Annotated in this window: 19 protein-coding genes; 10 read left to right on the forward strand and 9 right to left on the reverse strand. The window is 41.3% G+C overall.

Features of this window, described 5'->3' with window-relative positions; genetic code table 11:
* Positions 1 to 39: 39 nt before the first annotated feature.
* The 6 genes from phnX (at position 40) to EQG49_RS09230 (ending at position 7,875) form a co-directional block, all read left to right on the forward strand.
* Positions 40 to 816, forward strand: a complete 777-nt coding sequence (phnX, locus tag EQG49_RS09205) for a phosphonoacetaldehyde hydrolase (protein WP_133363710.1) — start codon at positions 40 to 42, stop codon at positions 814 to 816.
* Positions 813 to 1,943 (forward strand): 2-aminoethylphosphonate--pyruvate transaminase, encoded by a 1,131-nt coding sequence (phnW, locus tag EQG49_RS09210; protein ID WP_207668567.1) that lies wholly within the window; start codon positions 813 to 815, stop codon positions 1,941 to 1,943. The genes phnX and phnW overlap by 4 nt, the downstream gene beginning before the upstream one ends.
* A 155-nt stretch (positions 1,944 to 2,098) precedes the next feature.
* Positions 2,099 to 2,854: a triose-phosphate isomerase gene (tpiA, locus tag EQG49_RS09215; RefSeq protein WP_133363712.1), complete on the forward strand. Its 756-nt coding sequence runs from the start codon at positions 2,099 to 2,101 to the stop codon at positions 2,852 to 2,854.
* Between the two features lie 115 nt (positions 2,855 to 2,969).
* Positions 2,970 to 4,295: a phosphopyruvate hydratase gene (eno, locus tag EQG49_RS09220; RefSeq protein WP_133363713.1), complete on the forward strand. Its 1,326-nt coding sequence runs from the start codon at positions 2,970 to 2,972 to the stop codon at positions 4,293 to 4,295.
* 280 nt (positions 4,296 to 4,575) lie between these two features.
* Positions 4,576 to 5,583: a MucBP domain-containing protein gene (locus tag EQG49_RS09225; RefSeq protein ID WP_133363714.1), complete on the forward strand. Its 1,008-nt coding sequence runs from the start codon at positions 4,576 to 4,578 to the stop codon at positions 5,581 to 5,583.
* Between the two features lie 303 nt (positions 5,584 to 5,886).
* A complete protein-coding gene (locus EQG49_RS09230) occupies positions 5,887 to 7,875 on the forward strand; it encodes a KxYKxGKxW signal peptide domain-containing protein (RefSeq protein ID WP_133363715.1) in 1,989 nt (662 codons plus the stop codon).
* Positions 7,876 to 7,943: 68 nt separating this feature from the next.
* On the opposite strand, the gene EQG49_RS09235 is transcribed toward EQG49_RS09230, so the two are convergent.
* Positions 7,944 to 9,101 carry a DNA/RNA non-specific endonuclease gene (locus EQG49_RS09235; protein ID WP_133363716.1) on the reverse strand — a complete coding sequence of 386 codons (1,158 nt, stop codon included), beginning with the start codon at positions 9,099 to 9,101 and terminating at the stop codon, positions 7,944 to 7,946.
* Between the two features lie 180 nt (positions 9,102 to 9,281).
* Positions 9,282 to 11,075, reverse strand: a complete 1,794-nt coding sequence (pepF, locus tag EQG49_RS09240) for an oligoendopeptidase F (RefSeq protein ID WP_133363717.1) — start codon at positions 11,073 to 11,075, stop codon at positions 9,282 to 9,284.
* Positions 11,076 to 11,265: 190 nt separating this feature from the next.
* On the opposite strand from pepF, the gene EQG49_RS09245 reads away from it, so the two are divergent.
* A complete protein-coding gene (locus EQG49_RS09245; protein WP_133363718.1) occupies positions 11,266 to 12,123 on the forward strand; it encodes a metallophosphoesterase family protein in 858 nt (285 codons plus the stop codon).
* Positions 12,124 to 12,267: 144 nt separating this feature from the next.
* Here the strand turns inward: EQG49_RS09245 and EQG49_RS09250 are convergent, their stop codons facing one another.
* A complete protein-coding gene (locus tag EQG49_RS09250) occupies positions 12,268 to 13,704 on the reverse strand; it encodes an aspartate ammonia-lyase (protein WP_133363719.1) in 1,437 nt (478 codons plus the stop codon).
* Between the two features lie 322 nt (positions 13,705 to 14,026).
* Between EQG49_RS09250 and EQG49_RS09255 the strand changes: the two genes are divergently transcribed.
* From EQG49_RS09255 to EQG49_RS09265, 3 genes are all read left to right on the forward strand, one after another.
* Complete coding sequence (locus EQG49_RS09255; RefSeq protein ID WP_165964857.1) at positions 14,027 to 15,400, forward strand: DUF5776 domain-containing protein; 1,374 nt, start codon at positions 14,027 to 14,029, stop codon at positions 15,398 to 15,400.
* 117 nt (positions 15,401 to 15,517) lie between these two features.
* The gene (locus EQG49_RS09260) at positions 15,518 to 16,915 is read left to right on the forward strand and encodes a DUF5776 domain-containing protein (protein ID WP_133363721.1); all 1,398 of its coding nucleotides are present in this window, start codon (positions 15,518 to 15,520) and stop codon (positions 16,913 to 16,915) included.
* A 283-nt stretch (positions 16,916 to 17,198) separates the two neighbouring features.
* Positions 17,199 to 18,770 (forward strand): peptide chain release factor 3, encoded by a 1,572-nt coding sequence (locus EQG49_RS09265; protein WP_133363722.1) that lies wholly within the window; start codon positions 17,199 to 17,201, stop codon positions 18,768 to 18,770.
* A gap of 458 nt (positions 18,771 to 19,228) precedes the next feature.
* Here EQG49_RS09265 and EQG49_RS09270 read toward each other — a convergent pair whose 3' ends face one another.
* The 6 genes from EQG49_RS09270 to EQG49_RS09295 form a co-directional block, all read right to left on the reverse strand.
* Positions 19,229 to 20,263 (reverse strand): IS3 family transposase, encoded by a 1,035-nt coding sequence (locus EQG49_RS09270; protein ID WP_133363723.1) that lies wholly within the window; start codon positions 20,261 to 20,263, stop codon positions 19,229 to 19,231.
* Positions 20,256 to 20,627 (reverse strand): helix-turn-helix domain-containing protein, encoded by a 372-nt coding sequence (locus EQG49_RS09275; protein WP_133363724.1) that lies wholly within the window; start codon positions 20,625 to 20,627, stop codon positions 20,256 to 20,258. Before EQG49_RS09275 ends, EQG49_RS09270 begins: the two co-directional genes overlap by 8 nt.
* A 94-nt stretch (positions 20,628 to 20,721) precedes the next feature.
* Complete coding sequence (locus EQG49_RS09280; RefSeq protein WP_133363725.1) at positions 20,722 to 21,891, reverse strand: AbrB/MazE/SpoVT family DNA-binding domain-containing protein; 1,170 nt, start codon at positions 21,889 to 21,891, stop codon at positions 20,722 to 20,724.
* A 242-nt stretch (positions 21,892 to 22,133) separates the two neighbouring features.
* Positions 22,134 to 22,841 carry a MucBP domain-containing protein gene (locus EQG49_RS09285; protein WP_133363726.1) on the reverse strand — a complete coding sequence of 236 codons (708 nt, stop codon included), beginning with the start codon at positions 22,839 to 22,841 and terminating at the stop codon, positions 22,134 to 22,136.
* A gap of 521 nt (positions 22,842 to 23,362) precedes the next feature.
* Positions 23,363 to 23,836 (reverse strand): aggregation-promoting factor C-terminal-like domain-containing protein, encoded by a 474-nt coding sequence (locus tag EQG49_RS09290; protein ID WP_165964858.1) that lies wholly within the window; start codon positions 23,834 to 23,836, stop codon positions 23,363 to 23,365.
* Positions 23,837 to 24,454: 618 nt separating this feature from the next.
* A complete protein-coding gene (locus EQG49_RS09295; protein ID WP_133363728.1) occupies positions 24,455 to 26,692 on the reverse strand; it encodes an ATP-dependent Clp protease ATP-binding subunit in 2,238 nt (745 codons plus the stop codon).
* Between the last annotated feature and the right edge of the window lie 284 nt (positions 26,693 to 26,976).

Below are 26,976 nucleotides of genomic sequence, written 5' to 3' on the forward strand. Positions count from 1 at the left end.
CAAATTAGTCAAAACCAATGGAATAACAAAGGGGAAAAGATGACAATTAACGCAGTGATTTTTGATTGGGCCGGTACAACGGTTGATTTTGGGAGTGAAGCGCCAATTTTGGCATTTAAAGGGGCGTTCAACAAATTTGATATTCCGGTGACCGAAGCAGAAATTCGGCAAGATATGGGTATGGCTAAGCGGGAGCACATTGAAAAAATATTGGCATTGGTTGATGCACGGGTTACTTTGGATCATGCAACCTTACCTGCGACGGATGTGTTATATGCTGAATTTGAAAAAGAATTGAATCGTATTTTAGGTGGTGACACAGTCATGTTACCGGGCGTGGTCAATGCTGTTAGTAAACTGCGGGAGCACGATATTAAGATTGGTTCAACGACCGGTTATACGAGCGCAATGCTAGATATTGTGGCCAAGCGCACGGCGCTACTTGGGTATTTGCCCGATGTGTTAGTAACGCCAGATAAAGTTGGGGTAGGGCGCCCAGCACCGGTGATGATTAACTATAACTTGCAGCAGTTCGGATTAACTAATCGGGATGGAGTTATCAAAATTGGGGACACTGTGGTGGATATTCAAGAAGCCCAAAATGCTGGTGTCATTCCAGTCGGCGTAATTGATGGTAGTAGCTTGCTAGGCTATAGTGAGGAATCGTGGAAAGCGTTAACTGCTGTTGAACGCGAGGTTCAGCGTGAGGTTGCCCGTCGCAAATTTATTGTAGCCGGAGCAGAATACGTCATTAATAACATGGCAGAATTACCTGAATTAATCGCAAGCTTAAACAAAACGGAGGCGGTTCAATAATGTCTGATTATATTTTACTTACACCGGGTCCTTTAACTACTAGCCAAGCAGTCAAAGAAACGATGTTGAATGATTGGAGCACATGGGATGTTGATTATAATGAAACAACGCAATGGATTCGCCGGGAATTATTACGGATTGCACACGTTTCGGAAGAAGATTACACAGCTGTTTTAATTCAAGGGAGCGGCAGCTATGGGATTGAAAGTGTGATTAACACCGGAATTACCGCCGAAGATACTATTTTAGTATTAGAAAATGGCGCTTACGGCCGTCGAATGGCCCAAATGGCGAAAGGCTACGGTATTAATACGCTCGAATTGACGTTTGCGGAAGATCAACCAGTAGACGCTAACCAAGTGGCCGCATTTTTGGAATTGCACCCGGAAGTGACGCACTTAGGAATGGTTCACCTAGAAACGACAACGGGAATTTTGAATCCGGTGAGTGAAGTCTTGGTTGATGCGCACGAACGCGGTATCGAAACAATTGTTGATGCGATGAGCAGTTTCGGTGGGATGCCTATTGACGTAGCCGCTTGGAATCCCAGTTACTTGGTTTCCAGTGCTAATAAGGCAATTCAAGGTGTCCCAGGCTTCGCATTTGTGATTGCGAAAAGGGAAGTTCTTAATCAACATAGTACGACGGCTCGCTCACTTTCACTGGATTTATATGATCAAAACCATGAGATGGATACGCATAATGGTAAGTGGCGCTTCACTTCACCCACACACGTCGTTTATGCGTTTGCAAAGGCTTTGGAAGAACTGCGAGCAGAGGGTGGAGTAGCTGCCCGGTACGCGCGTTACGCAAACAATCAACAAAAACTTGAACGTGGCATGCACGCATTAGGTTTTAAAACGATTTTAGCGGATGACGTGCAATCACCCATTATCACGTCATACATGTTTCCGACAGCTGATTTTGATTTTCAACGGTTCTATGATTACCTGAAAGCTAAACGGTTTGTGATATATCCAGGAAAAGTTTCAAAATTGCCAACATTTCGCTTAGGCAATATTGGTGAAATCTATGATGCCGATATTGATGAGCTGTTAACCGCCATTGCGGGTTATGATATTTTACCAATCCCTGTGTTAGCAGATTTTAAGACGATTACAGATTAAGCTTAAGTACGATACAACACTCAGAGCTAGGCTAAACTGTCTCCGAGTGTTTTTTGTGTGCCGGGCATGAGAATAATCTTTTGCAGGGTTCGATGAGCGCGCTTTCATGAAATACAGTATAATAGGTAACAGATATAATAAAGGGGGTATGCAATATGCGTGTACCGTTTGTCGCTGCTAATTGGAAAATGAACAAAACCTTACCGGAGGCGCTTGACTTTATCGAGCAAATTCGAGGAAAGTTACCAGCTGAAAACAATGTTGAATCATTAATTTGTGCGCAAAGTTTATTCTTAAGTCAAATGATGACCGCCGCGGATGCAGAACCAGTGAAAATTGGGGCTGAGAACGTCTTTTGGGAAGATGCTGGGGCATTTACTGGTGAGACTAGCCCTAAGGCTGTGGCGAGCTTAGGCGTGAACTATGTGCTAATTGGTCATAGTGAACGACGAAACTATTTTCGAGAAACTGACGAAATGGTCAATAACAAAGTTCGGGCCGTTTTACGCAACGGTATGAAGCCAATTATTTGTGTGGACGAAACGATGGGACAACGCGAATCAAATGAAAAAGTCCATTGGGTCGTTTCCCAAGTCATCGAAGCACTAAAAGGGGTTAAGGCGGAAGATGCGGCTAAGATTACGATTGCGTATGAACCTTCATGGGCAATTGGGACGGCTGCCGCTTCAGCACAACAAGCGGAAGATGGTTGCTACTTAATTCGGCAAACTATCGCGGATGTCTATAATGACGCGTGTGCCGAACAAGTTCGGATTTTGTATGGTGGCTCAGTTAAGCCAAGTAATCAAGCGGCCTTAATGGCGATGCCAAGTATCGATGGTGTCCTTGTTGGGGATGCGTCACTAGATCCAGAGACCTTTCTCGAACTAGTAAATTACGACGCAAAGTAAAGTTCTTGTGAATTAACTAATAATGTAAGTTATTATCGTTGTAATTTGGATTTAAAAAATATACAATTAGAGACGGTAAAACTAATAAACTAACTGAATTCAAGGAGATGTTATAATGTCTGCAATTACTGATATTTACGCTCGCGAAGTCTTAGACTCACGCGGTAACCCAACTGTTGAAGTTGAAGTATACACTGAAGATGGTGGCTTCGGTCGCGGAATCGTTCCTTCAGGTGCCTCAACTGGTGAACACGAAGCAGTTGAACTCCGTGATGGTGATAAGAGCCGTTACATGGGTAAGGGTACTACTAAGGCTGTTGACAATGTTAACAACATTATCTCAAAGGAAATCTTGGGCTACGATGTAACTGACCAAGTTGCTATCGACAAGGCTATGATCAAGCTTGATGGTACTGAAAACAAGGGTAAGTTGGGTGCCAACGCTATTCTTGGTGTTTCTATCGCTGCTGCTCGTGCCGCTGCTGATGAACTCAACGTGCCATTGTTCAACTACCTTGGTGGTTTCAATGCCCACGTATTGCCAACTCCAATGATGAACGTTATCAATGGTGGTGCGCACTCAGAAAACAAGGTTGACTTCCAAGAATTCATGATTATGCCTGTTGGTGCTAAGACTGTTAAGGAAGCCATCCGTATGGGTTCTGAAACTTTCCACAACTTGAAGAAGTTGTTGTCTGCTGACGGCAAGGCTACTTCAGTTGGTGATGAAGGTGGTTTCGCACCTGACTTTGCTAACAACGAAGAACCTCTCCAATACTTGATCAAGGCTATCGAAGCTGCTGGTTACAAGCCAGGTTCAGATATTGCAATCGCAATTGACGTTGCTTCTTCAGAACTTTGGGACAACGAAACTAAGAAGTACACTCTCCGTTGGTCAACTAAGGAAGAATTCACTACTGCTGAATTCATCACTTACCTTGAAGGTTTAGTTGCTAAGTACCCAATCATTTCAATCGAAGATCCTATCGATGAAAACAACTGGGAAGACTGGGCTACTATTACTAACGAACTTGGTAAGAAAGTTCAACTTGTTGGTGATGACTTCTTCGTTACTAACCCTGCATACCTTAAGAAGGGTATCGAAATGGGCGCAGCTAACTCAATCCTTATCAAGGTTAACCAAATCGGTACTTTGACTGAAACCATGGAAGCAATTGAAATGGCTAAGGAAGCTGGTTACACTGCTATCGTTTCACACCGTTCTGGTGAAACTGAAGACACTACCATTGCTGACTTGGTTGTTGCTACTAACGCCGGCCAAATCAAGACTGGTTCAATGTCACGTACTGACCGTATCGCTAAGTACAACCAACTTATGCGTATCGAAGACTTGTTGTCAGAAAACGTTGCAGAATACAAGGGTATTAACTCATTCTACAACCTTTCAAAGGACGCCAAGGAATCAATCGTAAACAAGTAATTCATTCTTGAATTTGATAAAAACACTGACTTTCGGGTCGGTGTTTTTTTGTTTTAGAAAATATATTGATAGACACTTGCATTTGGCAGGGGGCGCTCGCAACTGAAATTATGGTAATTTAAGACGCTTAATAAGGTGCATTATGGACTTTTTAAGTATACGAGTTAAACGTTTTACTGTTTTTACAAAAAAGTCATAATTTGGACACAGAAAAAACCTAATGCAAACGGTAGTATAAATATATTGGAAAACAACAATAAGAAAAAAGGAGATTTTTGACATGAACAAAATTATCAAAAAATTATTTTTGGTTACTATTTCAGCTGGTTTGATATGGGGGGTAGTGCCATTTACATCAGTTGTAACAGGGCAAACGGTCAGTGCCAATAAGAAAGTTAAGAAAGTCAAGAAGGTCAAGAAAGCACAGAAAGTCAATATTACGGTTAAATATGTAAGCGGTAATAAAATTCTTAAAAGTACAAAAGTTAAAGTAAATAAAGGAAAGAAATTTAAAGCAAAAAAGTTATCATTTTCAGGTTATAAAGCACCAAAAAAAATTAAAGCAGTGAAGGTTTCAAAGCCTAAGACTATAAAAATTAAGTACACCGCGAAAAAATACAAAATTACATTAAAACATGTTAATGGATCTAAGATTCTTAAGAAAACCACGAAACAAGTTAAATATGGAACAAAGTATAAAGTATCGCCCGAAAAGTTTACAGGATTAAAACATATTTCTAGCTCAGTTTCATCATTCACGGTAAAGGGTAATCGAACAATTACACTTAAGTATGCTAAAAATGCATCCATTGGTTCTTTGAACAATCCAGTACCTTATGGTAAAACCATTAAGATTAAAGACAAGTACGGTTATACGCAAACAATTGGTTTGGTAACGAGCACTAAATTATTGGATCACTTTATCAGTGTAGGTGTCGCAATTCATCAAAAAACAGGATTTAATTTTTATCACTCAGATGATGCTGATTTGGCTACTAAATCAGGCGTGTATGTCACTGAAGGATATTCAGACAGTTACTGGGGAAGCAGTGTTTTTCCAACTTCAGAAAAAGTATATGCAGGAGAAACTTTGGCTGGAATAATAACGTTTGATTCTACGCATATCAGTAATAATAAAGTTGATAACTACCTTGTTAAATATTCTGTGATGGATGCGGATCCCGTTTATTTGGCTGTTAAAGGGGGCAGTTCAAATTTGGATGTTAATGACTTGATAAAAAATACTAATAAATCAAACATTAATTTATTAGGTACGAAGTTACCATAATAAAGCTCAATTTAGTTTCGGTGTTTAATTACACGTCAAAGCACTCGCTTTTTCTTTTGCTCGGATGAGGAGAAAGCGGGTGTTTTTGTGATGATTTTTTAGTTAGAAATTGATATGCGTATATATTTAATGTTGTAATTTTCTAAATGAAACTCTAAACATTTAGGTGTGTCGGCGTAGAATTGACATAATCTGCCAAAAACTTCAATTTATCCTCCGGAATAATTTCATATACTTCAATTATACTGATTGGTATATAAAACTAAATAAAGTCGCTTGTCAGTAGCAGATTGGAGTTTAACCATGGATATGCAGAAACATTATAAATTATATAAAGCCGGTAAAATGTGGGTGATTGCTGCTTTGGGTACGCTCGCCGTGCTCGGTGGGGTCATTGCGCCTAGCTTGGGACAAACAAATCAAGTGGCGGCAGCTCAAAAGGTAACCGCTAATTTAGATAAGGTCTATCACAACCAAAAAGTTGTTGCCGGAACCGCTACTAAGGGCGCAACCGTCAAAGCCTTTGAAATTAAGAAAAATGGCAAAGCAGTCCTCATTGGGAAAACAAAGGCTAAGACCAATGGTAAATTTACAATAAAAGATACTGGTAAAGATCAAATTCGGCTAGGAGAACGTATTCGGATTGCCGCAACGAAATCTTCTGCACCTCGGGTTGTACGCTCCCGTGCCGTGCGTAATTCACATGCGGGTATGAAATTTCAGATTAAGTCCAAGACCGTTAAAGTCGGGGAACATAAGGTAGTCGGTAAGGCTTTGCCAGGCACAAAAGTTGCGATTGCCTACACTGATTCACATGGTCACCGTATTACGGCGTGGACGATGACCAACAGTAAGAGTAACTGGCGCATTGCGGTTCACAACTTGAAAGCTGGTAAGCACATTGACCTCAGAGCGACTAATGCTAAATCAGGCGGTAATAGGTTTACTAATAACGGAATTCACGTGGTGGCTAAACCAGCTAAACCGGCTAAACCGACCAAGCCAGCTAAGCCAACTGTGCCAACAAAGCCAACTACACCAACACCTGAAGTTCAAAAAACAACTATCAGGACAGTGATTGGTAACGGCCCCGTTAATGCCTTAATCATTCAAGCGCTTGGTTTGGAAACGCAGGCGGATAAGAAACAACCCGTGGCTGACGTAGTTGATGTCTTAGCCAAAAAGGAAGTTTTGAACTTTAATGACACACCTATTACGAATGATTTGATCAAACAATTAGTCGCTAATGCTGCTAATTTGCCCGGCATTACGACCTTGAACATGCATGGCGAATTCAATATTGCGCGTACTTACGCGGATTCAGTTCTGCAAGCAAACACTGGTTGGAAAAGTGAAACTGATTTGGCTGGGGTGAGCTTAAAGGCCTTTGCCAATTTAATGACCATTAATGCCAGTCACGCAAATCTGTCGAACTCGCAATTCCGAACTTTGGCTAATTTGGCGCAAAACAATAAGATTGAAACCTTGAACCTTAGTTCTAACAAGAGTAGCGATTTTTTGATTGATGGTAACGTTGCGAGCGATATTGCCTTGCTTACCGGGTTAAAGAATTTGGATCTTTCAAGTAACCAAATTTGTAACGCAAACAAATTATCTGGTGAAAGTGCGAATGCCAATGCGTTTGGTACCTGGGACGAGTATGCTTGGGCCGGAAGCATGAGTGAGTTACACTTGCAAAATGTTAACTTACGCAATATGGTGCTTAGTGATAGTGAAACGGAGCTGGGACAAGAACAACGTGACCAAACCTTCGTGGCCTTTTTAGATGGATTCTTTAAATATACTGGTGACGAAGGAAACTATTTGTCAGCTAGCTCGGCATTACAAGGAGCAACGGTTGATGTCACGTACTCACGCCTCACTGAAAACATTCAGTATCACATATATGCCGATATCGAACGGCAAACAAATACTGATTTTAAAATTAATTGGCGTGGTCTATTAGATAATGGAGAATTTTTCGCCGAATCTCCGATAGGAACAATTGACAGTGGAAATTTTGTTATTAAAGGAAAATTGAAAACGAATGTTGAGAATCTTGGATTCCAAGTGTACGACGATAGTAGTGACGGATTCCACGCTCTTTTGGCGGTTGATTCTGAGATGATTGATTTTGATCCCGAAACTAAGGCATTTACACTCACGCTGCCACTCGATGTATACGATCTTAGCGTGTTTAATCTTTATGGGAGTGAGCTTTATCTCGAAGTATTTTCAAGCGAAGCGCAAGTCGGCTACGCATACATTGATACGTCTGCTCTAGTAAACTAACAACCAACTCAAAAACAACCCGCTTTCACCAGTTAAGGTAGAAAGCGGATTGTTTACCGTGGAGAATACTATTCGCGTAAGGAATGCCGTTTGCCGGCCGCTTCTGCTTGGGCTTGCGTCATAGTGACAACGTTGTTCATATTAGTATTGGCAGGCATATTGTCCTTGCTGTACCAATAGACATTGGAATCACCACCACCCGTGACGTAGACGGTAGTTTGTGCGGCAGAATTAGTGGCCGTTACTACGGAACTTGATTTTGCTTTTTTATGAGTTGCAGCGGGAGAGTTTGTTGATTTAGCTTTTGCGACGGTGTTAGTTGCAGTCCCAGTTGCATAATTAATTTTAGCGTTGGGGCTGTCGTTTTTAAGATAAACGACAGTGGCGCCACCGTTACCTTCGTGCTCTAAATCAGAGCCCAGCTTAATTGCAAGTTTATCACCAGACTGGTCATAGCCAACGTATGCCAAACGAATTTCGCGTGGCACTAATTCATTGTCTTTGTACATCGGGGTAACTTGATAATCCAAGCGGTAGTTAGGGTGATTGGCGACCCATGAATCTAGAGCATTCTCGAAGTACAGCATCGAACCGGCGCGCCCGGAGTCCATACCTTTATAATTACCGGCATTGAAATAAGCTGTTTCAACGACCAAATTACGTGCTTCGTCATTTAAGCCAGAAAACTGATAGCCGACCAGATGTCCACGGTTCATTAACCACGCGCGCTTAGTTACTCCGTCCTTAGTATAGTAGAAGTTATAGTTGTGCCAGCCAGCGGGGTTGAGCGTCAATGCTTCACGCTTTTTACCTGCCTGATCAGGTTCTTCACTATTGTTCAACTGGATGTGTGAATCAACAGCACGGCCATACTGATCGAGACTGGCCATTTCCATTTGTCGTTTGTTTTTGTAGTTTAATGGTTCTTGATTAGCAACGGTGGTTAAGCCGTTGTGTGAATTGAAACTAGTTGATAATTGAGTAGTTGATTTTTTAGGTTGTTGAGAAGTCGCGGTACTACTAGAACTTGAAGCGCTGGAGCTATTACTTGTTTGACTGGAGGTACTGCTACTTTTGCTGATTTTAGATGACGTGACGTGACTTTCAGCCGAGTCTTTAGCGGTATCTTGGGCACAGCCAGACAAACTCGTCAGCAAGAATAAACCACAGAGGGCGGTAATGAAAGCTGTGAAACGATAGCGCGCATGATATTTAGATTTTTGCATAATCTTTTCCTACTTTCGGTATATTATCCCTAATATCCCAATTATTACATGGCACGAGTATGACTCAATTATAACAATAATTATAAAAATCTCGAAAAAATGAGATTGCCTTTGGTGTAATAAAGAAAAAACGTTCCAACCACTAGCGAAGTTGCGAGGGTTAGAACGTTTTTTAATATACTATTTCAATTCGTCGGTATAAGCAATAATCTGATCAACAGTTTCATCAAGGAACTTAATCGTTTGCTTTAATGGTTCGTCAGTTGTAATATCAACACCCGCTTTGGCTGCTAAATCAACTGGTGTGTATTGATCACCGGCTTTGAGGAGTTCGAGCCACCGATCGACGGCTGGTTGACCTTCTTCACGAACCTTCAAGAAGGCTTGGGTTGAGATGGTCAAACTAGCTGAATATGAGTATGAGTAGAGTCCCATGTAGTAGTGAGATTGACGCATCCAAGTTAATTCAGCTCCGTTATTGATTTCGACATCTGAACCCCAGAACTTTTCAAGCACACCACGTTTGATTTCATTGAGTTTGGCAGCATCGAAACTTTCGCCGTTATCAATTAACGTGTAAACTTCGCGTTGGAAGGCAGCTTCGAGTAAGTGCGTCACAAAGTTGTGGTAGTACGTGTTCGTCAACATTTTAACGAGCGCCGCACGCTTTGAACGAGCATCATCAGCACTTGCTTGTAGTGAGTTAGCTAGGAGCAATTCGTTAAAGGTTGATGGGGCTTCTGACACGTAAGTCGCAGGGAAGTCTCCTAAAATCGAGTTGTTGGCTTCTGATAAAATCATGTGGCCGTTGTGCCCGAGTTCATGAATTAACGTAAAGACGTCAGCCATTTCATCAGTCCAAGTCATTAAAATATAAGGGTGGATGCCGAATGCTTTGGTTGCGAAACCACCAGATTCTTTACCGGCATTTTGTGCGAAATCAACCCAGCGTTCAGCGTAGGCAGGCATAATCATATCGTGATAAGACGCACCCAAAGTACTGATTGCATCGCTAACCAGTTGCTTAGATTCTTCAATGGTTACCTTAGGATTGAAGTCTGGATCAAGGTCGATTTGGAGGTCGGCGAACGTTACTTTGTCGAGACCGCGGACTTCCTTGATGTGGTTCACGTATTTACGCATAACTGGCGCTAACCAGTTCATAATGCCATCAATTTGGCGGTCAAATAATGAACGATCCACCTCATCACCGACTAACAGGTAATCAATGACGGAGTCAAAACCACGTAAAGTTGCAATGCGCTTTTCAGTGGCGACTTGGTTGTAATAAGTTGAAGCAACGGTGTTTTGGTACTTAGCTAAGCCATCATAGAAAGCCTTGCTAGCTGCCCGCCGTAAGTCAGTATCGGGTGAGTATTGGTAGCGATTTTCATACAGCACAAATGACATTGGGTATTCAACACCATTGACCGTAATAGGGTCATAGGCAAGATCAGCGGAGCGAACTTGACCATAAGTATTTTCAGCAGAATAGAGTGAGGGTGAAAGTTGCGCAAGGGCAGCTTCAACGTCAGGGCTTAATTGGTGAGCTTTCTTTTCTTTAGTGTGGCGAATATATGAAGCAAATTTGGGCGCATCCGTTGCAATTGCATCTAAGATGGCGACGTCCGCATTAACTAACGCGTCATCAAAGAACGTGAGCTTAGCGGCATTTACTGATAATAATTCATCAGTTGCCCGTAATAATTGTGCCGCGGCACTGTCCGTGATATCAGTCGATTGAGGTAAAAATGCATAGTGAATTAACAGACTGCTCTTTTGTTCAAGAAGTTCAAAATCACCTAGTGCAGTAATGAAATCGGAACTAGTCTTTAATTGGTCAGTGTATTTGGTAATGAAGGCCTCGACTAAATTGAGATATAATTCACGGTCGACGTTGAATGCGGCATCATCAGGATAAATATCGTGAACATTCCATGTTTCGGCAACGGGTACTTTGTTTCTGGCTTGCATATTGAGCTCCTTTTTGAAAATAAATTATTAATAGTATATCACTTTTTCTCATTGAATTGTAATGATAGTTTACACTAACACTGAGAGGAAACCACAGATTGTTGAATTAAATGGATAACCTAAAAAATAGTACAAGACAAGCTTTCTAAGCTGGCATAAAATATAGGAAAAGCATTAAGAAGGAGCGAGTATGAATTATATTATTTCAGATACCCATTTCAATCATGAAAAAATCTTGTACTTTGATAAATCGCGGGCTGACAGCTTGCAGGCATTGGGCATTGAACCCACGGTTGCGAAGATGGATGCCTATCTCGAACAAACTTGGAACGAAACTGTGACGGATGCTGATACGGTTTATTTTCTAGGTGACTTAGGGATGTTTCGTAAAAAGCAGGACTTCGTAGCTCAATTGGCCCGGTTAAATGGTCAGAAAGTCTTTTTCAAAGGTAATCATGATCATTCTGATCAAATAAAAGCTGCATTGAAAGCACCAGAAACTAAGATTGTTGAATATGTTGAAACTGCGAAAGCCCTGAAAATCAACGGAGTTCAAGTCTGGATGAGTCATTATGCGATTGATTTACCATATCCAATTTTGTCTGTACACGGGCATATTCATGAAGCTGAATATCAACGCGCGGGAATGGTTAATCTGTCACTTGATTCAGCATTCATGCAGACGCGTAAGTTTGGCCAACCAATTAGTTTTGATGAGTTAACGCCAGAATTAGTAACGCGTGTGGCCGCGATTGAAACTGAGTACGCGGTTGAATCAGAGAATAAACGGTTTGATCGCTCAATTGAACGGGCATTTGATGAAACAATCACGATTAACAAACCAACCGCTGGGCAACGCCATGAACTAGCATTGCTGGTGGAATATCTCAATAGTCACGACTTAACTTATGGTGACGTCTTAGCAAAATATGATATTCCAAACGTTGATCGAGTATTATCAACCGATGAAAAAGCTGCGGTAGCACAAACTGGTTTTGAATTTGAAAAGCAAACGGGCTTAGCTGGTAATCCTGGTAGGCACGAATAGAGATATAAATCTGTATCTTTTGTTGCACGTTAATAAGCCTGATTTCGACCTTAAAATAAGGAGAAATCAGGCTTATTTTTTTGCCGGGACAAAGGTATATCTCAGTCTCGATGTGGGTAATACATGGCTTTTATTCGTAACTCTTTACTCAACGGTATGATGAATCGAATTGCGCAGCACGACACCGTGTTCTTTTGTCCGTGAGTTGATAATGATTTCTTCAACCCGGAAGATATGTTCGAGCTGTTCAGCAGTGAAGAGAGCCGAAGCAATTGCCAACTGACGTAAAGGTAAACCGGTTTTTAAGGATTCTTTGGCCAGTTTTGCAGCCGCATTGTAGCCAATAATTGGCGCCATTGCGGTGGCGTAACTCGATGAAAAATCAATATCATGGGCTAATTGTTCGGCGTTATAAGTAATGCCGACAATGGCGTTTTCTCGCAGAGTTTTCATGGCGTGAGTTAAGTGATTAATTGAAGCGATAAGCCGGTAGAAGATAACTGGTTCAAAGGCGTTTAATTCTAGTTGGCCAGCTTCGACGGCTGCCGTAACCGTGGCATCATTACCGATAACTTCAAAGGCAACCTGATTGACGACCTCGGGAATGACCGGATTAACTTTACCTGGCATGATGGAACTACCAGCTTGGCGCGCGGGCAAGTTAATTTCGTTTAAACCAGAACGTGGGCCGGAACTCAACAGGCGCAAGTCATTGGCCATTTTTGATAAATTAACGGCCAATGTTTTTAAACTACCTGAGAAAACGATGAATGCATCTAGGTTCTGGGTGGCATCGAATAAATCGTGGGCTTGTTTAAGTGGTAAATTCGTCAGCTTTGCCAGTTCACTGATAATGTTTTCGTGGTAAATGGCGCTAACATTAATGCCGGAGCCGATTGCAGAGCCACCGAGGTTTAGTGGGTACAAGCCTTCTGCCGCAATTTCGATACGGTGGGCATCACGTCGTAAGGGTTTTAAGAAAGCGTGGAAGGTGTTACCCAAAGTAGTGGGAACCGCGTCTTGGAGCTGCGTGCGGCCCATTTTGTAGACGTCAGCAAATTCATCGGCTTTATCACCAAGCGCATCAATTAATGCACTGAGTTCACGTTGCAAAGGTTCCAACAGGTGAACGAGCGCGAGTTTGCCGGCGCTTGGATAGGCATCATTAGTACTTTGACTCATATTGACGTGATCATTGGGATTAACTAGTTGATAATCACCTTTTTGACCACCCAGCAGTTCAATTGCCGTATTAGCAATGACTTCGTTGACGTTCATATTAGTACTAGTGCCAGCTCCACCTTGAATTGGATCGAGGGGGAATTTATTGGTATCAAATGGTTCTGCGAGTAATTGGTTAGTCGCCTGCACGATAGCGTCGGCAACGTCATCAGCTAAGTTACCTGCCAAATGGTTAGCGACGGCCGCAGCTTGCTTAATTTCTAGGAATGCCCGAATTAGCTCCGGATTAGTTTGCTCACCAGTAATTGGAAAATTAATCAATGCACGTTGGGTGTGGATACCATAGTAGGCGTCACTTGGAACTTCAATAGAACCTAATGAATCTTTTTCTAATCGCATTTGCTTACCTCGTTGATGGTGTGCTCACAGTCACAGCCAATTTTTTTGGTGGAATGGATAAAATCATTGAGCGGTGTTGACGTAATTGAAACTTGTAAATTAATTACCCTAATAATGATATTTCGCCTATTATACGATGTTCTTGTGAAAAGCTCCACATTTGATGTTAATAAAACTAACACGTTCCTGAAAAAATGTAGGAAAGTACGTCAAACTGTCTTATAAAATGGTGGATAACTAATTTTTGTAAGCCGAATGCAACATGCTTGTTAATATGAAGCGGTACAATAATAACTATTATAAAATTGAGATGAGGAATAGCATGTTTAAAGATATCATTAAAGGGTTATTAGCGTTGGCACTTGCGGGAGCTACGTATGCTTATGCAACGAACGTTCACGCCGATACTGTGGCAGATGCCAACCCGATACGAGTGAGTACGAGCCAATACTATACCAAAGTTAGCGCACCCAAAATGGCCGCACGCACTAAACTGACGATTTACCAAACGGCTGATATGAAGAAAAAGATTGGCACAATCACAGCTGGTAAGTTAATTAAGATTAAACGATTGGTCGTTAATGAAAGCGGAACACCGACCTTTCAAGTGAGTGGCGGCTACATCACAACCGCTAAAGCAAAAGTCATTGTCCCAAAAGTTACCACTAGTAAAAAATATTTCATTACAAAGCCAGTCAAAGTAGTTACCAAAGCTAAGGTGAAAAGTTATCAAACGGTTGATTTGAAGACGAAAAAAGTTCTCATTAAGCGTAATGCAAAGCTAACAGTGAAGGCGATCAGTTGGACGAGTAAGGGCTACCCCAGTTTAAAAACGAACAAAGGGTGGGTTTCAGGTAAGAAAACTAGTATCAAACTCATTCCAAAATACAAAGCACACGCCCGCGCAGCCAGTGCGTATGATATGACGACCGGGAAGTTTTTGTATACCAAAAATAGTCATAAGCGTTTGCCCAATGCCTCAACGACCAAGTTAATGACGTTGTATTTAACGTATCAAAAAGTGGCAGACACTAGTGCCACTTGGAACACGCAGGTCAAGATTAATAGCCATGTTGCTAAGATGAGTCGTGCCCCTTGGGGTGAAATTCGGATGAAACCTGGTCAACGGTGGACGGTGAAACAATTGTATGAAGCCGCGCTAATTCAATCATCCAATGAGGCGGCGACCCAACTTGGAATTTGGGTGGCCGGTTCCAATGCAAAGTTTATTAAAGCGATGAATCAACAAGCCAAAACGTGGAACTTGAAGGATACGTATTACTACACGTCAACTGGTTTGGACAATGATGACGTGGCGCCATATGGCTTGAAAGTCACTGGCTCAGCGCGTGCTCGCAATTATTCGTCGGCCTACGACTTAACGATGCTAGCTGATAAATTATTGACCAAATACCCTAAAATTTTGAATACGGCTAAAAAGACGAGTGCAAAGGTTCAAGGTCACACCGTTAAAACGACCAACAAAATGCTCAAAGGCAAGGCGTACTATCAAAAGTCATTACATGTGGATGGCTTGAAAACGGGTACCACACCGGCTGCTGGGCAAGTTTTTGTGGGGACTGGGCAAGTTCCTGGCAAACACCGCTTGATTACAGTCGTGATGCATTCAAGCAATCGTTTTGCTGATACAACCAAAATAATGAACAACGTGTACGACCGCTATGTGTTGAACTAATAGTTACGGCAGCCTTATACATTAGGTTAACGTTACTGATTGTTTGTAAATGCCTTTATTGGTTAAAAAGGTTATAATACGTGTAGTATTGAGCAATGATAAAGATTAGAGGTCACTATGATAAAAAAATTCCTCCAAGGTGTAATGGCATTGTTGATTGCCGTGGGCTGTCTCGTGTTTGTATCGAATGTAACCGCAACTGATGCACCAACGCTGAAGCAACCGGTTGTTGATGTACAAATCGATGCGCAGAAATATTACACGGACGTCGTGGCGGCTGATATGGTTGCCCGTAAAAATTTACCGATTTATACAACGATTAATGGCGACAAACAGACCAAACAGCAGATTACTGCTAATCAATTTTTTAAGATTAAAGAATTCGATGTCAATATCGCTGGCGTACCATATTATGAAGTTGATGGCGGGTATATCAAAGCAGCTAAAAGTGATTTAGTTATTCCGCAAGCAATGGATGAAAAGAACTATTTCATTACCCAACCGGGCAAAGTTTTCACTGCAACTAAGATTAAGACATTTACTGGTGAAGATTTAAAGACGGTGCAACGGGAAATTAAGAAAAATAAGAAATTACGCGTTGATCAATTAGTCTGGTCAGCCACTGGCGAACCGCTTTTTAAAACCAATGCTGGTTGGATTCCTGCCAAGAAAAATTTGGTCAAGGATGTACCCGAATATCGCGTGCCGGCAACGGCCGCTAGTTCATACGACATGACAACTGGTAAATTCATGTACAGCAAGAATTTGCACAAACGCTTACCTAACGCATCGACAACCAAGTTAATGACTTTATATTTAACTGAAAAGCACATGCGGGCGACTGGTGCGGATTGGAACACGAAGATTACCATTGATCGATCAGTGGCACGATTAAGTCATGCTTTCTACGGCGAAATTCCGATGAAAACGGGTGAAGTATTTACGTTGAAGCAATTGTATGAATGTGCGTTAATTAAATCTTCCAATGAAGCAGCAACGGCACTGGGTATATGGGTCGCTGGTGATAATCAAAAATTCATCGCCATGATGAACGAGCAAGCCCAAGCATGGGGAATGAAAGACACGCACTACTACACATCATCTGGATTAGATGTCGATGATGTGGCGAAGTTTAAGATTATTGGTGAACCGGGAACTTCTAAGACGGCCCACACATATTCTTCAGTGCACGACTTAACTATATTAGCCGAACATTATATTCAAGAATATCCAGATGTTTTAACGACGGCTTCAATACCCAAAGCTAAGATTAAAGGAATTACAATTCGCTCAACAAACTGGTTGATTAAAGGGCGTCCACTGTACGATAAAAAAGCCCCAGTGGATGGTTTGAAGACTGGTACAACGCCAAAGGCCGGCGAAGTTTTGGTTGCAACTGGGCAAAAACAAGGGTACCACCGGATTATAACGGTCGTGATGCATGCGAACCAAGACCGTTATATCGTAACGAAAAACATGATGTTGAATGCCTATGCACGATTTGCAATGAAGTAATTCATAATAAACAAGTGAAAAGCAGCCAATTAGGGCTGTTTTTTTGATATACTAGACTGAATATGGAACAACAAGAATACGAATGGGGAATAGTCCAATGTAGGCAATGACTGAAGCGTCCGACCGGAGTCGACGTATTGGATAGTTTGTCCTGTTAATATAACAGGGGAAATTTTATAACTTAATTAAAAGGTCGGGTTAGGTAACTATTGATAAATGCCACTGAGTGCTAAATATTAAGCTAACCTGCCCAATAAAAATAGACAAATTAAAAGAGGTAATTATGAGTAACATTACAGATGAAATTAGCAAACGCCGGACGTTTGCCATTATTTCGCACCCGGATGCGGGGAAAACGACCATTACAGAACAAATGCTGTTATTTGGTGGTGTCGTGCGTGAAGCTGGGACTGTTAAAGGTAAAAAGTCTGGTAATTTTGCGAAGTCTGACTGGATGGAAATCGAACAAAAACGTGGGATTTCTGTGACTAGTTCAGTGCTCCAATTTGATTTTGATGGTAAGCGGATTAATATCTTGGATACCCCTGGGCACGAAGATTTCTCCGAAGATACTTACCGGACATTAATGGCGGTCGATTCTGCGGTCATGGTAATTGATTCTGCCAAGGGTATTGAACCCCAAACCAAGAAGTTGTTTGAAATCGTTAAGCAACGCCACATTCCAGTCTTTACATTCTTTAACAAATTAGACCGTGATGGCCGTGACCCACTTGAATTGATGGCTGAACTTGAAGACATCTTGGGCATCGACACTTACCCTATGAACTGGCCAATTGGGTCAGGGCAAGTCTTGCAAGGTTTGTATAACATGTACGACAACAAGGTCGAGTTATATAAGGCTGATGCTAATGGCAACAAAGAAATTCCATTGGAAGCTGATGGTAACATTGCTGATGGTAACGTCTTGAAAGAAAACAAAATTTGGCGCGATGCTCTGGATGAAGTTGAATTAGTTCAGATGGCAGGTAACCAACTTGATGAAGATGCTATTTTACGTGGTGAATTATCACCAGTGTTCTTTGGATCTGCTTTGACTAATTTTGGGGTTGAAAGCTTTTTGAAGACTTACTTGAAATACGCACCCGCACCATCAGCTAAGCACACGGTTGATGGGGATGCTGTTGAACCTGAATCAGATCAATTCTCAGGTTTTGTCTTTAAAATTCAAGCGAATATGAATCCACAACACCGTGACCGAATTGCATTTGTCCGGATTGTGTCTGGCGAATTCCAACGTGGGATGGATGTTACATTAGGACGTGAGAACAAAAAAATCCGTTTGAGTAACGTGACCCAATTTATGGCGGATTCACGGGAAAATGTTGAAACTGCGGTACCTGGTGATATTATCGGGGTCTACGATACTGGGACATTCCAAATTGGTGACACGATTTTCTCAGGTAAGAAGCAAATTCAATTTGAAGATTTGCCAACTTTCACGCCTGAATTATTCATGCGCGTGTCAGCTAAAAATGTTATGAAGCAAAAGTCTTTCCACAAGGGGATTGCTCAACTTGTGCAAGAAGGAACGATTCAGTTGTATTCTGCTTGGTCTTCAGGCGACTACATTCTGGGTGCCGTGGGACAATTGCAGTTTGAAGTGTTCAAGTTCCGGATGGAAAATGAATATAATTCTGAAATTGTGCTCGAACCAATGGGTCACAAGATTGCGCGGTGGATTAATCCAGAACAATTGGATGAAAAGATGGCGTCATCACGTAATTTGTTAGTACGTGACCGCTTTGAACAACCACTGTTCTTGTTTGAAAACCAATTTGCAGAGCGTTGGTTTAAAGATAAGTATCCTAAGGTTGAACTCGAATCTAAACTATAATGAAAAAGGATTCTAAATAGTCTGACGTGGGATTGAATAAACTTGGCCACTACGTGCCAGTAAATTACTTGGCGCACCGCGCTGGAAGCACATGTTCAAGCCGAAGTGCGGTCTTGAACAACTCGGATAAGCTGGGATTCTAAGGAATAAATTCCTAAGAATCCTCATCTCATCCTCAGCGGCGACATGTGTTGCACACATATCACCCCAGTCGCGGTGTAAAGGCTGCGCCCGCCAAGCAATTTACCGTCACTCCGTTAACTAGAACTAATTCTCAAACTTGCGAAAAACAGTTATCAACCATAGGTCGTAGTAGCATGGAAAAAACTGAGGACCATTAGCGCCCCAGTAATTCGATGATTGAAAAGTACAGAAACGAAAATTCCGCGCTAGAATAAATACAACCTAAAAAGGATTCTAAAACTGAAGGGCTCCAAAAAACTTAGACAATTTAATATTTATGCCGCAAGGGCTTGATTCCGAATTTCAACAGGGGTCAAGCCCTTGTTTTTTCGTGAGATGCGAACGTTGTTGAACCGTGAGACATATCGCGAAAAGCTTTCTTTGAATTGATCAATTGATACGAATTCTTTTCGCCAAATGAATTCACGTTTAGCCAAGCTAAAGAAACTTTCCATTGGCGCATTATCCAAACAGTTTCCTTTACGAGACATACTTTGAATTAAACCTACTTCATCTAGACGGTTTTGGTAACGTGGAAGTTGATACAGTGTTCCCTGGTCGCTATGCAGAATTGGTTGGACGCCATCAGGTAATACTTGTTGTAATTGATCAACACAGGCGGTTACTTGTGCCATATTTGGTGACGTCCGAATATCATATGCCAATATTTCTTTGCTATACATGTCGATAACCGCAGCTAAATATAGTTTGGTACCTAATAAATTTATTTGAGTCACATCAGTGGTTAACACGGTGTACGGCTGTGTAACCACAAACTTACTCTTACGCCCACTTGTAACTACGTAGTCACGACGAACTAGGTTCTCAGCGACTTTTCCGTGCTCTCCTTTGTAAGATGAAAACTTGCCAGATTTTGTCCAGTAACACGTTGGCATTAGCTTGATTGAACGCATAATGCGGCGGACAGTTTCATCATCGAAGACATAGCCAAATAAGAATAGTTCATCTTGGATCCGGCGATAACCATAAGTTTCATCACTACCAGCGTAAAGCCATTTAATAAGATCTTTGACTTCACTATATTTGTCGTAATTCAAACGTGCTCGATTGTAGTAAAATGTCTTGCGATTTAAACCTACGAACTCAAGTAAATCTTCCAGTTTGAATTGATGCCTTAACGATTCAACTACTTGCGTAAGTTCTTTATTCGTTGCTTTTCCATCGCCAAGGCTTCTAATTTTTTTGAGACCGCTAGCTCCAATTCGGCACGGTAAAGTCGCTGTTTTAACTCTAGATTTTCTTGAATTTAACTTGTCAGTTTCAGATTTTAGGTTTGTGGTTTTAGGAATTTGTCATATGCTTATTAGGCCTGCCTCGCTTGGCTTTTAGCGCATCAATTCCGCCTACATCGAATCGCGTTTGCCAGTGAATCACCATACTCGGTTCAATGTCGAATTTAATCGCAGTTTCTGTAATGCTTAAGCCATTAGTTAACATGTAGTCTAATATAGATAGCTTTTCATTACCATCAAAAAATCTCTTTGATTGCTTACGCTTTAATGAATCAAAACCATGAAGTTCTGCTTTTCTGATCCAACGCCTTATCACTGAATCAGGAATGTTATATTTCTTACTCAATCCGCGCTGGCTAATACTTCCAGTTCGATATTCTTTCACTATCTCAATTTTTTGTTCGATTGTATATTTTGCCATAATAAAAGGGCTCCAAGTCAGTTAGATTTTGTCTAACTTTCTTGGAGCCCTTCAAACTCATTAAATTGAGCTTTAGAATCCTTTTTTGCTGATGTTATTTAGAGGCTTCAATGGTGATTGTATAGGTTTTTTCTGTATTTACCGTGAACTTTAGTAAGGTTTGGAGTAATAGCAAGATCCAACCAATTGACATACTAGCGCTAATTAGTTCAAAACTAGTCAAGGAGAAGTAGCCGACAAACAAGAATAGAATCAGCGCAATGATGAGCCCAATCGCAATAGCATATGATACTTGGAGAAATTCACGACTGATATTGGGAATTAACCATCTAAGGCCAATAATCAGGGCAATGATGAACAACACTAAAATTCGGGCTGATTGATCGTGGAGGATGTGCATAATGCCATCACCGTTATTCGGAATTAAACCAACTGCACCAAAGCTGGTAGCAGTTAGCGTAAGTAGCACGCGTAAGGTCGTCAGACGCAGGCTTTTATAATGGGCTTGATGAATGGCAACGAATAAGTAATCGATTAAGGCAATCATTAAGAGAGCAGAAAGGACTAAAGTAAGGTTAAATTCCCAACTTTTATTGGCATCAGTCGTACCTAAAAAGCTAAAATTGCGATGCCACCATTTTAAACTGCTGTTACTAATCATGGCTAACGTCATACCACCAATGATAACGGTCATTAATAAATTAATAATAAGACTCGGCGTAATTGAGAGTGCTAAGTTTATCATCGTGTAATTGATGATCGCCACAAAAATGAAGAAGAGAATTGTGGCGGTGTAAACATCGAAGTTAGCACCTACAAAAAGGGTTCCCAACAATTCAAACGTTCCAATGAGAACTAAGAAGAGCATGCTACCAAAGGCAATTGCAATCGTCGGGAAGTTTCGCCAGTAGATTTTTTCGACAGTCGTATTGCGCCGCCGTCTTTTTTGCGAAATGAAGATAATTGAAAAGACAATAAACCCGGTTAATGTTCCGAGTAAAAAGGTCATATTTTCCAGCGAATTATTACCAGTGAGGGGTACCAATGATTGCCCAGCTAGAGTAAAACGAATGAAAAACAGAATTGTCGCAAGAATGGTTGGCGTAATAAAATACCGCAGTGACATACTTTGTTTTTCACGAGGATCCGGATTTTGATTAAGTTGCAGTTTATTATCATTAACTGTTAACTGCACCGGTTTGTGGGGGTCAATATCAAGTTGATTAATAATTTCCGGTGGTAAAGTAATATGTTTGTCGTCCATTGTTATAAAAGCTCCTTTGTAATTGCAGTGAACAAAGGAAATGGGATTTCTTTTGTTGTACAACATAATATGTAAGAGATTCCAGCAAAACAATAATTGAATTTGCCGGAACTTTTTGCGCTAATGCTTAGTAACTGTAAAAATAGCTTTTAATCGGAAAAATTACGATTGGTATATTGTGACAAGCTAGGAACAATCACGCAATAAACCTTATTAAGTTTAACGTGTGTATTGCGTGGTTGTTAAACCAACTTCACATAAAGACTTGTAACCCAACCAATATCAGTGAGTTGGTACCAATCAACGCCACTTGGGTCATCGATAATTTCGCTGATTTGGACTTGAGCACCATCACGAATTTCGCCGATGATTCGACCATAAGGTGAGGAATAGACAGCAGTATACTGGTCAGGCACAAAGTCGATGACAGCATTTTGTTGAACTTGGGTTGTTTCCCATGAAGGGCTAACCAATTCGGCGGCAATTTGAGCATCAGTTCGGCTAGTTTCGCGCAGGTCGACGTTATGGCGGTCATATTCAACCCACCGACGTTCGCCAACATTGTACCAAAATTTACCTTGCGTCGTGGCGACACGGAAGGTTGTTTTGGCAACCGTATCTGGCTGGAGGTATTCACCAGTTGGCTCGCCATCCGTTTCATCGAATAATGGTGTGGGTTCTTTTACTTGAACGAATGAGTTAATTACTTGAGTTTCGGCCCAATCAGCACGGCGCATAAATAAACGGACACTTTGGGTGGCGTTGGTGAATTGACCATTCAAATCACCATCATTTTGGATGAGCTTATAAGCTGGTAAATGTGGCATCTGAACTTGGTAGTTTTCTCCGAGCATTCCTGAGAGAATAGTTGGCCCCGTCAATTCTTCATGGGTGTCGATATCTTCGACGTAGACCCACACAGGAACGCCATTTGGTTGGCTTACTGTCATTTTTTATTTTCCTCCAATTATTTGGTTCTATTCCGTCTGACGTGGTATTGAATAAAATTGGTCACTACGTGCCGGTAAATTGCTTGGCGCACCACGCTGGAAGCACATTGCCAAGCCGAAGTGCGGTCTTGGCAAACTCGGACAAGCTGGGAGTCTAAGGAATAAATTCCTAAGGCTCCTCATCTTATCCTCAGCGGAAATATGTGTGAAGCAATTTACAGGCACTCCGTTAGTTAGTAATAATGTTCAAACTAGCAAAAAAGTCGTAGGGGTGCAGATTCAAACAAATCAGTTATCGCTGATTTTGCGATGTGCTCAAACTAGTGCTTAATGGATATTCCGTGGTACGTGAGTATTTTTAAACAAAAGTATAGACATGAGAATCCCACGCTAGAATAAATAGAGTCAATTATTTTACATACATATACTTAAGTATAGACAATAAAAGCTCGTGAACCAAATTAGATTCACGAGCTTTTAATTTTTTTAATGATTGTTGAACCACTCCGAGGACGGTGAGTTTAGTACCAACCGTGACGTTGAATATGGTTCCATGCTTTTTTAGGTGTACCATAACGTGCCTTGATGTACTTCGTACCGTGCTTAGCTTGACCTTTGGCTGATAAATCACGGACACCCGTTGTTTGGAATAACCCAACGTAACGGCCATTCCGGGCTTTTAACTTCCAACCTGATTCGTAGCTGATTACTTTACCGAGGTACTTTTGTTGAGTTTTACCCCATTTGTGTTTGCTTTTGGCATAACCGTAAACAATTTGTTTCGTAGTTTGTTTTTTAGCTTTCTTAGCCTTCTTTGCTTTTTTAGCCTTTTTGGCTTTCTTAGCCAATTTAGCTTTTTTTAGGGCTTTCTTAGACTTAGTTGTTTTGTGAGTCGTAGCAGCTGCTGCGTTAGTTGGCGTGTAGCTAGCAATTGAACCAGCAAAAGTAAAAAGCGCCAAGACCATCATTAAAGTTAATTTTATTTTCTTCGTCATATTTATCATGTAGTTCATACTACAGGGTAATGATGACGAGAAGATTAATCGAATGTTGAAATGTTGCGTCGATTGTTGCAACGCTGTGACATAGTAGGTGGTACCTTATAATTTTGTTAGCCATAAGCGAAGCAGTCAGTGGGTGGTGATGGTAAATTCACAATGTTATAAGTATGGCCTGACGTAGTAATGTGGTTTCGGTGTGGCCCGCAAAGCGCTGTGCGGACAAGCAGTAGTGGAGCTATTTATTCTAGCGTGGTGAAAACGTGGCTAACCAAGAAAATCGACATCCTATATCAATAACATATCGATTTCACAAACCAATTTTGATTAGTGTTGTTCTACATATGATAAATTTTGAACAACTGCTGAATTGCTAATCGATTAATATTGCTCCTTATTTCAGCGGCTCAGCTGTTTTTCAATGTATTTCGGCCCCGACGATTGTTTTTCGCTAGTTTGAGAATTATTACTAATTTGCTGGCACGTAGTGGTCAATATTATTCAATTCCACGTCAGACGGAATAGAGCCACAGTAGTATATGGCTCATAAATTCTATGAAAATAGCACCAATAAAAAAAGCCACCGTTATTAACAGTGACTTTTTTAACTAGTTATTATTCTGTAGTTGTGTCTGAATCTGTGCCAGCAGCGATTGCGACTGGTTTAGCTTCAGTTTTAGCAGCAATTGTGATTTCGTCATCGACTAATGTTGCTTCCAAGTCATGAACGTCAGCGTTATCTAAGTAGAAGTCCGCAACCCGGTCTTCAATTTGTTCTTGGATGACACGACGGAGTGGACGGGCACCCATCGCTGGGTTATATCCCAAGTCAACTAACTTATTAGCAACTTCATCAGTAACATCTAGGTGCAAGTCTTGGCTAGCAATCATGTCATTAACATCAGTTAACATCAAACGCACGATTGAGTTTAAGTCTTCTTTGCTTAAGCTGTTGAATTCAATGATGTCGTCGAAACGGTTCAAGAATTCTGGCTTGAAGTAGTTACCTAATTTATCCATGATGCTGTGTGTTGTACCATCAGCTTCAGCACCAAATCCGAGTTTAGCTTCTGCATCACCGGAGCCGGCATTTGAAGTCATGATAATCACAGTGTCCTTGAATGAAACGGTGTGACCTTGAGCATCGGTCATCCGACCATCGTCCAAGACTTGTAAGAACATGTGCATAACATCAGGGTGTGCTTTTTCAATTTCATCCAACAGAATTAATGAGTATGGGTGACGACGAACTTGTTCAGTTAATTGACCAGCTTCTTCGTAACCAACGTAACCAGCAGGGGCACCAATTAACTTAGAAACACTGTGCTTTTCCATGTATTCTGACATGTCAAAACGAATCATTGAATCTTCTGAGCCAAAGAGTTCCTTCGCTAATTGCTTAGCAGTTTCAGTCTTACCAACCCCAGTAGGACCAACGAATAAGAATGAGCCAATGGGACGACCAGATTTATTGAAGCCCACCCGGTTACGACGAATGGCACGAGCAACCTTGTTAACTGCTTCATCTTGGCCGATAACGTGTTCTTCCAAGTGCTTGTCCAAGTCACGTAATTGACCAGCTTCTGATTCTTTCAAATCACCAACTGGAATCCCAGTTTTTTCTTCAACAATCGCTTCCATGTCTTTGTCAGTAATGATGTCAGCGTTTGGCGCTTGTGGGTTTTCTTCGATGTCCTTTTTAGTACGTTCTAATTGGGCAACTTGATCACGCCAGTAACCAGCTTTTTCAAAATCTTCGCGTTCGATGGCTGCTTGTTTTTGTGCTTCAGCTGAGTTAATCTTCGTTTGTAATTCCTTAGGATCAGCAACCTTTAAACCTAAGTTCTTGCGTGAACCAGCTTCATCAAGCAAGTCAATTGCCTTATCAGGAAGGAAACGGTCTTGGATGTAGCGAGCTGACAATTTCACGGCAGCTTCGATAGCTTCGTCAGTGTACTTCACGTTGTGGTAATCTTCATATTTCTTTTGAATCCCTTTTAAAATAGCGAGGGCTTCATCTTCCGAAGGTTCATTGACAGTAACTGGTTGGAACCGGCGAGCTAAAGCTGGATCCTTTTCGATTTGACGGTATTCGTTCAAAGTTGTGGCCCCAACAAGTTGGAATTCGCCACGTGCAAGGGCTGGCTTTAAGACGTTCCCAGCATCCATACCACCTTCGGCATTCCCAGCGCCCATGATTTCGTGAATTTCATCAATGAACAGAATGATGTTTTCACTCTTTGAAACTTCATCCATCAATTTTTGCATGCGTTCTTCAAATTGACCGCGGACACCAGTACCTTGAACTAGTGAAACAACATCAAGTCGGTAAACTTCTTTGTCTTGTAGTTTTTCTGGGACATCACCGCTAACGATAGCTTGAGCCAAGCCTTCGACAACAGCGGTTTTACCAACCCCGGCTTCACCAATTAAGACTGGGTTGTTCTTAGTACGGCGGTTCAAAATTTCAACCACACGGGCGATTTCTTTATCACGGCCAATCACGGGATCTAAGTGACCTTGGCGCGCCATTTCAGTTAAGTTCAAACCAAATTCGGCTAATAAACTATCGCCATCACCGTTGTTACCGTTACCTTGTTGCATTTGTGGCCGTTGGTTACCACGTTGTTGTGCGCCTTGTTGTGCTTGTTGACCGTTCATGGCGCGGAAAATATCATCGATTGAGTTAAAGCCGAATGGATCGTTCATCATATTTGAGTTACCCCCGTTTTTCATTTCGTTTTGCAATTGTTGGTAGCAATTAGGACATAAGTTCAAATCGACTACCTGACCATTAATGTTCATTGACATGTGAATGGTCGCTTGGTTCTTTTTACAATTTTGACATAGCATAGTTTGTACCTCGTTTCGTAAAGTGTTTATCTACGTATTATTTAAGGTCGAAAGTTCGATCAAATTGTCTGACCTTTCTTGACCTTCGACTATTAGTATACTCACTCAGAAAAGAAAAACAAGCATTTTGACTCAATTTTTAGCACTTTATCACTGAGAGTGCTAATTGACTGAACCGGTGCTATGAATAGGCAAGTGGGTTAGCACTAATAATTCATGATTGATGCCTCAATAGTTTAAAAGCGACATATAAAAATTACATATACTATTGAAGTATCTGACTA

The organism is Periweissella cryptocerci (genome assembly GCF_004358325.1).
Classification (GTDB): Bacteria; Bacillota; Bacilli; order Lactobacillales; family Lactobacillaceae; genus Periweissella; species Periweissella cryptocerci.